This window comes from Plantactinospora alkalitolerans, from assembly GCF_015690345.1.
Classification (GTDB): Bacteria; Actinomycetota; Actinomycetes; order Mycobacteriales; family Micromonosporaceae; genus Plantactinospora; species Plantactinospora alkalitolerans.
On the sequence record NZ_JADPUN010000224.1, the window covers coordinates 45,745 to 53,516 of the forward strand.

A 7,772-nucleotide genomic window follows, 5' to 3' on the forward strand; every position below is an offset into this window, starting at 1 on the left:
GTCAGCCAGGTCGCGGTGGATCGGCAGGGTCATGGCGGAGTCCGCGATAGCGGCGTGGGTGGTGACCACGATGGTGATCAGGTTCGGTGGTTGGCCATCGTCGTCACCGCTGACGGTGGGGGTGTTGTCGCAGGTCTCGCTGATATGGATTTTGTAGCCCGACCAGCCGTGGCCGCGTTCTCTGCGTGGCGGGCATCGGTGTCGTACGGAGAGACGAGCATGGTTCTGCCCGGCGGGAGGGCGTGTGTGGTGGCGTCCCGCCAGATCACCCCCGGCCCGCTCTCGTCGCGGATGTACTGCTGCACCCACACCCGGCGCAGGACCTCGACCGCCCGGATCTGCCACAACCAGTCCGGAGTACGTTTGCCGGCGAGGGCTCGTAGCAGCCACCACCCGTCGTTGCCGACCTGGACCGCGAGGTCGCGGCGTTTGGTCTGCTCGCTGGGTAGTCGCCATTCATCGATCCGGGCCGCGTACGGTTTCACCACGTCCGCGTCGACCTGACCGGCCAGCCAGCTCGGTGCCGCCGCGGCCAGGGCCTCCAACCCGGCCCGCAGCGTTTCGCCGACCATTTCCAGTCGGTTGACATCGCGTACCGCGGCCAGCACATGGGTGGCATCGATGCGCTGCCGGCGGCTCTGTTGCGTTGCCGGTTGCGGGCCTGGGGCAGTGTTGACGTGTGAAGCGATCGTGCCTGCGTCCTGCGTGGTCGCCGCCAGGGTCGGCGTTCGCCGGGTTCCGGTTTCCGGCTGGGGTGATCGTGGTCGCGGTCCGCTGGTACCTGCGGTTCAACCTGTCCTACCGGGATGTGGAGGAACTGCTGGTCGAGCGGGGTGTCGAGGTCGACCACGTCACCGTATACCGGTAGGTGCAACGGTTCACCCCGCTGCTGGCCGACGCCGCCGGGTTCCGCCGGCACTCGCCTGGTGACCGGTGGTTCGTTGACGAGACCTACGTCAAGATCAGTGGCGTGTGGCGGTACGTGTACCGTGCCGTCGATTAGTACGGGCAGGTCATCGACGTCCTTGTCTTGGCTCGTCGGGACGCCGCCGCGGCTCGGCGGTTCTTCCAGCGGGCACTGCGGATGCTGAAGGTGACACCCGTCGAGGTGGTCACCGATGCCGCCCCGGTCTACCCGGCGGTCCTCGACGACCTCGTCCCGTCGGCCCGGCACCACGTCGAACAGTACGCCAACAACCCGATCGAGGCCGACCACGGCCAGCTCAAGCACCGATTACGACCGATGCGCGGGTTACGGACAGACCGGACCGCGCAAGTGATCATCGCCGGGCACGCCTTCATGCAGAACCTGCGACGCGGACACTACGAGCTCGGACACGAAGCGCCACCGACGCTCTGCGTCGCCGCAGCGTTCACCGAACTCGCCCGAACGATCTCAATCCCGACCGGCATCCGGGGTTCGACATGTCTACCGACTTGAGAACGCGACAGCCCCTCAGCGTGCATACCGCCGAGGACCTGGCCGCCGTGGCCGCCGAACTCAACAACCGACCCCGCAAGATCCTCGGCTGAGACACCCCCGCCCAGCGGTTCACCCGGTTGCTCGCCGAAGCCGCATGAACAGGTATCCGCTTCTGTCGAGGTGATTCTGACGGCTTTTGGTGGCCCCACCCCGACGGCTTAGGTTCTAACGGTCGTCGCAACACCTGACCTGTTCAGGAGTTGCCGTGCCCAAACCACGTCGTCCGCGTAAGCCAGCAGGTGCCGGTCCGGAGCAAGGGAAGCGTGATCACTACCTTCGCCTCATGGCGCAGGGCATGAACAACTCGGCGGCCTGCCGGGAAGTCGGGATCAACCGTCGCACTGGCACCCGCTGGCGCTACGGCCGAACCGTCACCAGCGTGGACGGCGAGTCCAGGATCTACCCGCCGCTCGCTGCACCGAAGCAGGCCGTCTCGGCCCGCTACCTGTCCGAGAACGAGCGCATCACCATCGCCGATGAGCACCGGGCCGGCAGATCGATCCGGGCAATCGCCGCACTGCTGGAGCGGGCGCCGTCCACGATCAGCCGGGAGATCAGCCGCAACAGCGACCCGGTAGCCGGCGACTACCACCCCTTCGCCGCCCACCAGCGTGCGGCGGCCCGTCGCCCACGACCCAAACCGGCGAAGTTACATACCAACACCGAGCTGCGCGGCCTGGTCCAAGAGTTGCTGGATCAGCGGTGGAGCCCGGAGCAGATCTGCCGGACCCTGTCGTTGAAGCATCCCGACCGGCCAGAGCTGCGGCTGACTCACGAAACGATCTACCAGGCGGTGTACCGGCCCGATCGAGGCGGCCTGACGCGGAGTCGCTCGCCATTGCTGCGCACCGGCCGCGCTTACCGCAAGCGCCGTCGTAGCCGCGAGCAGCGGATCCCACGGTTCACCGACCGCTCGAAGAGCATTCACGACCGGCCCGCCACCGCCGACGACCGCGGCATGCCAGGGCACTGGGAAGGCGACCTGATCATGGGCGCCCACAACCGGACGGCCATCGGGACCCTGGTCGAGCGCAGTAGCCGCTACGTCGTCCTCGTCCACGTCCCGCAAGGCCGCAACGCCGCACACTTTCGCGACCGGCTCATCACCGTGTTCTCCACCCTCCCGGCAGGGCTGCGACAGTCGCTGGCCTGGGATCAGGGCGTCGAAATGGGCCGGCATGCCGAGTTCACTGTCGCCACGAGCACTCCGGTCTACTTTTGCGACCCGGCTAGCCCGTGGCAGCGCGGCTCCAATGAGAACACCAACGGCCTGCTCCGCCAGTACTTCCCCAAGAGCAGCGACCTCAGCGTGCATACCGCCGAGGACCTGACCGCCGTGGCCGCCGAACTCAACAACCGACCCCGCAAGATCCTCGGCTGGGACACCCCCGCCCAGCGGTTCACCCGATTGCTCGCCGAAGCCGCATGATCAGGTATCCGCTTCTGCCGAATTGCGGGTACTCCAGCAAGAACGGCGGTGGCCGGAAGGCCCCGACTTCCGCCGTCGTGCGCCTACCGTCGGGCCTGGTTCACGACGACGGCTCGCTCAGGATCAGTCAGTACGCGTACTTCGCGTTGAAGAGCGAGACGACGCTGGCGGAGTCGATGACCCATCATCTCGGCGCCTGGGAGGCCGTACGCCCGGGCAGTACCAGATCCAGGCGTCCACAGACGGCACGACCTGTGCACCGTCCACACTGCTTACGACGGCCACGGTGGTACCGACATCGTCGCGTTCCCCGCGACCAGTGCCCGCTACGTGAAGATGCACGCACCGCTGCGCGGCACCCAGTACGGAGTCTCGCTCTGGGAGTTCGAGGTCCGGGCCGGCTGAAGCGGGCCTGTGGGCCGGGTGGAGACCCCGTCCCCCCGGCCCGCCCCTCCAGCCCGGTGTTATCTGCGGTTGAGCACCGCCGCGCGCTGCACCGCCGCCGGGATGAACTCCCGCACGACCGCCTCGGCGCCGCTGGACTCCTCCCAGCCGACGTCGACCAGCACCACCAGGGCCTGACCAACCCGCGCGACCAGTACGTACGTGAAGTGGTACACCTCGGCGTAGTCGACCCAGGTGCGCTGAGTGAGCAACACGGACTCGTCCCCGGCCACCCCAGTCGCGAGTACGGTCCACCGCTCGGCGTGCGGGTCGCCGGCCGGGCAGGCCGCGACGGCTCGGCGCAGCTCCCGCAGGTACCGGTGGGCGCCGTTGCCGCGGTAGTACGAGACGTGCTCCATGATGACCTCCGGCCCGCCGTCCACGCCGATGAGGGCTTGGACGCCGCGCTCGGCGCTGCGCAGCGCGGTGCTGCGGTAGGGGCCGTCCGCGCACGGCTGCGGCGGCTGCAGCGACGTCCAGTAGCCGCCTTCGGTCGGGGTCAGCTCGCCCCCGCCCAGGTCCTCGGGCTGCAGCAGCGCGGCGTCGGGGATGGCCGTCGGCGGGCGCCGGGACAGGTCGATGGTGTGGCTCCCGCCGGCGGCGTACGCCGACAGGGCGGTGGCGCTGCCGGCCGCGGCCGGGGCAGCAGTGGCCGGCACGGCGCCGGAGACGGCCAGGACCCCGGCGAGCGCAGCGGCGGTGGTGCCGCGCCCGACCGGGCTCCAGCGGCTCTGCTGGCTCTGACGGGACGGCGGTGGCGGTGACGGCTGATACATGACGGGCTCCGCTCCTCGATGGACTGTCAACTTGTTGGTCCACCGCGGATCCGTTTTTGTTTGCCGCTGTCGCCAGGCCGACAGCTCGCGGCGCCGAAACTGTCACCGTCACGGTGACGCTAATCCGAACGCCCGCGAAGCCGGGTCAGACGTGCCGTCGAACACGCGCGTCGACTGGCAGACCGTCAACACGACCCGTATGGCCCGGATCCTTGATCGCGTGCGCCGATCTGCCGAGATGAGTGCGCTGTTCGGGACGTTGCGATAGGGGGGTTGCCCGGCGATGCAGTGGCCGTTGGTGCTCCCTCCGGCCACCGGAGAGTGCTCGTGTGGCTTGTTCGGGTCTGCCGGTTCGCGGGGCGCGGCCCGGGACTGCAAGCGGGCGATGTAAGCGCCCCGGCCGGCGCGGCACCAGCGCCGTTGCACCATAGTCAGATAATCTTTATATTGACGGTCATGTCGAGGGCCATGCGAGAACCGACGTTCTGGATCCTGACCGCGCTGGTTGATCAACCACGGCACGGGTACGGCGTGATCCAGACGGCCGAGGCGCTCTCCGAAGGCCAGGTCAGGTTGCAGGCCGGCACCCTCTACGCGGCGCTGGACCGGTTAGCCGCCCAAGGACTGGTCGCGATTGACAGAGAGGAGACCGTTGAAGGGCGTCCTCGGCGCTACTACCGCCTCACTGACGACGGCGCGGCGGCACTCGCTGAGGAGACAGCGCGATTGGCCCGCAACGTTCGCACCGCATCGCGGCTGCTGAACGCCTCGCGGCCTGGCCCGGCGTTCGCATGAGCCGCCGCCTCGCCACCCCATATCGCCTGCTGCTGCGCGTCTACCCGAAGGGCTCACGTCGCGGAGAACTGGCAGACACGCTGCTCATGGCCGCCGAGGCCGGACACGTCCGGCCTGGCCCTATTGAGACGCTCAACCTACTTCGGCAAGGCATGCGGGCCCGACTCGGTCGCCCACTTAGCAGAGGTGTGGTCGTGCTGGCTATCTTCGCCTCAATTTTCTCCGGCTTTCTGAGCGCGTCGCTGGCGAACCGTATTGGTTGGGAGGCGGCGCCGGCGCTTCCAACCGGCGCAGCGTGGACTCAGCTCGCCCAGATGCTCACCCCAGGCTTATCGGCACAATCGTACGGAAGGTCGGACGACCCCTTCCGCAACAACGGTGGTGAGACCGATGCGGCGTCGGTCAGCTACCTCACCGATCGAACGCCTGCGACCGAGGACGTCGATGCCTATCTAGCCGGCCTGCAGCAACGCCTGGAGGCGGCCGGTTGGACCGTCACCGACACCTACTCGACCAGCCCGACCGACATCGAAACCGGCGCCCGGCAAAACAACTCGCAGGCGTTGATCGCACGCAACGGCGCACTCGTGCTGCGGTTCGAGGACTACTTCGACGCAGCGTACGCCGAAGGCGGGCTCAGGGTCTCGATCTACCGGGCGGAACCGCGCTGGCTCACCGGTTCGACGCTCGCCGTCGGCCTGCTCGGCATGCTGGCTGGATGGCTGCTAGCCGGCTGGGCCAGCCGCCGTCTCGAGCACCGTCCGTTGGCAGCCTTTCTCGCTGCCACCACCGCCATCGGCGGTCTCGTCTTGCTGATCCCCGCCTGGCTGCTCGGTAGTCTGCAATACCTGGGCATACTGTCAGGCACGGCCGTGCCTGACTCGCCGTTCTGGCATGGCCTGGTGCCCACCGACGATTTTGGCGGCATGGCGTACCCCGCCGGGGCGGCGATAACAGCAGCCATCGCCGTGGCTGCGCTCTGCCCGCCCCGGCCTGCACCCGCCACCGACCCCGGCTCAGCAGGCACGGCGAAGACATGACAAAACGTAGCTGCCATCGGACTGTCCCGACGCCGCTCCCCCACAACCGTCCTCGGACCATCGCAATAGTCCACCTTCGGCCAGCTCGCCGACATAATAGGCCGGGCTCCAACTCCGGCAACACAGACGTAGCGCATCGATTCACCGCACAGTAGACCTGACGCCGACCCCGCCCGGTCTACTACAAAACCAGCGCTGTCACCGCATTCGCAATCTGACCCACGAGGCCAACCTCGACCAAGATCAGGCGTACTGGTCTGCCGCAATCCGTGCGTCTGGCGGGCCGGCGGTGGTCCGTCGCTGAAGGCGCTGTGGCGGCATCGCTAAGCTCAGCCTCGTAGTTGCTCACCTGGAGTGTTGCGACGACCGCCAGAATCCGCCCGGCCCATAGTGGCCCCACCGGGCTGGACGGCAGCCGTTGTGACGGCTTGAAGTGGCCCCACCGCGGGCGCAGTGGGTTCCCTGCCGGGTCACGCAATGTGATGGCGGCTGCCCTCTGAGATCTCGTCCCCGCGGCCTTGGCGGATGCTCTGTGCCGCGAATGCGGTTGCAGCGCCCCGTAGGATTCCGACCATGAGTTGCTTCGCCGCTTGGCGTACCCGCCACTGAGGGTCGGCTCGCCGCCGTTCCGGCCGCTGGCTGGCCGTCTGATGCCTGGTTTGTTGGCTTTCAGAACCTCAGCTCGAGAGGCACACTCACATGCGTATCCGCTCGTTTCTTCAGCATGACCTGACCCGGCTCACCGAACTGACCATCGAGACGTTCGGGCCGTTCTATGAAGACTCCTTCCGCCCTCTCGTGGGCGAGGTCGTCTTCGCCAACCAGCACGGTAAGTGGCGCGACGACTACGTCAAGCAGGTTGCCGAGCTCCACGACCCCGCCCAGCACCGGTACGTCGCGGTCGCCGAGATCGACGGTGCCATCGCCGGCTACGTGGCCTGGGCAGTAGAGCCCGAACGCCGAAATGCCAGCGTCACGATCCTCGCCGTGTCCGCGGAGCACCGGCGGCTCGGCGCGGGCACCGTGCTGTGCGAGCATGCGTTCGCCGCGATGCGGGACTTCGGCGCCGAGGTCGTAACGATCGGCACGGGCGGGGACGGATTCCATGCGCCCGCCCGAGCCCTGTACGAAGCACTGGGCTTCACGCCGCTGCCGGTCGCCGTCTACTACCGGGAACTCTGATCTGATCCGGGGCGGGTGGCGGCGACGCACCCCGCCCCGGTCACAGCAGCCCAACGAGCCGTGCCAGCCGTTTGTGTTAGGCGGGGATCGGGTGGTGTTGCTTCTGTCTGGCGTGGGCGAGGCGGTAGGAGTCGGTGCCGGTCTCGATGATGTTGCCGCCGAAGGTGAGGCGGTCGACGATCGCGGCGCAGAGCCGCGGGTCGATGAAGGTCTTGGTCCAGCCGGAGAACGACTCGTTCGACGCGATCGCCACGGAGGCTTTCTCCTCCCGCTCGGTTAGGACCTGGAACAGCAGCTCAGCGCCGCGCCGGTCGAGTTCCATATAGCCCACCTCGTCGATCTATGAGGACATCCTCATAGATCGACGAGGTCGGCTACCAGCCCCTCGAACGGGCCCAGGCCAACCTCGTCTTCCAGGTCATCTCGAAGCGATACGAGAAGGGCTCCACCCTGCTCACCTCGAACAAGAGTTTCGGCGAATGGGGCCAGGTCTTCGCCCGAGTTCGGTCATTTCGTTAGTGCCTGAGGTCCGCTCGGGGTGAGGGCGTCGATGATGGCCTGCCGTTCGGGGTCGATCTGGGGTGGGAACGTCTGCGTGGCGTCGTTGATCGCGAGGGTCGCCG

The 7,772-nt window shown here is 67.7% G+C and carries 6 protein-coding genes and 3 pseudogenes; 6 read left to right on the forward strand and 3 right to left on the reverse strand.

Going from position 1 to position 7,772, the window contains the following annotated elements:
• Window positions 1-77: 77 nt before the first annotated feature.
• Window positions 78-572: a hypothetical protein gene (locus tag I0C86_RS25255; protein ID WP_196203767.1), complete on the reverse strand. Its 495-nt coding sequence runs from the start codon at window positions 570-572 to the stop codon at window positions 78-80.
• 122 nt (window positions 573-694) lie between these two features.
• Between I0C86_RS25255 and I0C86_RS25260 the strand changes: the two are divergent.
• Window positions 695-1,441, forward strand: a pseudogene (locus I0C86_RS25260) (IS6 family transposase).
• 337 nt (window positions 1,442-1,778) lie between these two features.
• Window positions 1,779-2,912 carry an IS30 family transposase gene (locus I0C86_RS25265; protein WP_407676351.1) on the forward strand — a complete coding sequence of 378 codons (1,134 nt, stop codon included), beginning with the start codon at window positions 1,779-1,781 and terminating at the stop codon, window positions 2,910-2,912.
• Between the two features lie 464 nt (window positions 2,913-3,376).
• Here I0C86_RS25265 and I0C86_RS25270 read toward each other — a convergent pair whose 3' ends face one another.
• Window positions 3,377-4,132: a hypothetical protein gene (locus I0C86_RS25270; RefSeq protein ID WP_196203768.1), complete on the reverse strand. Its 756-nt coding sequence runs from the start codon at window positions 4,130-4,132 to the stop codon at window positions 3,377-3,379.
• A gap of 456 nt (window positions 4,133-4,588) precedes the next feature.
• On the opposite strand from I0C86_RS25270, the gene I0C86_RS25275 reads away from it, so the two are divergent.
• The 3 genes from I0C86_RS25275 (at window position 4,589) to I0C86_RS25285 (ending at window position 7,149) form a co-directional block, all read left to right on the forward strand.
• Entirely contained in the window at window positions 4,589-4,927 is a 339-nt protein-coding gene (locus tag I0C86_RS25275; RefSeq protein WP_230394746.1) for a PadR family transcriptional regulator, read from the forward strand.
• A gap of 194 nt (window positions 4,928-5,121) precedes the next feature.
• Complete coding sequence (locus tag I0C86_RS25280; protein ID WP_196203769.1) at window positions 5,122-5,967, forward strand: hypothetical protein; 846 nt, start codon at window positions 5,122-5,124, stop codon at window positions 5,965-5,967.
• Window positions 5,968-6,666: 699 nt separating this feature from the next.
• Entirely contained in the window at window positions 6,667-7,149 is a 483-nt protein-coding gene (locus I0C86_RS25285; protein WP_196203770.1) for a GNAT family N-acetyltransferase, read from the forward strand.
• 76 nt (window positions 7,150-7,225) lie between these two features.
• Here I0C86_RS25285 and I0C86_RS25290 read toward each other — a convergent pair.
• Window positions 7,226-7,489, reverse strand: a pseudogene (locus I0C86_RS25290) (ATP-binding protein); the annotation flags it as partial.
• A gap of 20 nt (window positions 7,490-7,509) precedes the next feature.
• On the opposite strand from I0C86_RS25290, the pseudogene I0C86_RS25295 reads away from it, so the two are divergent.
• Window positions 7,510-7,644, forward strand: a pseudogene (locus I0C86_RS25295) (ATP-binding protein); the annotation flags it as partial.
• Window positions 7,645-7,772: the final 128 nt, after the last annotated feature.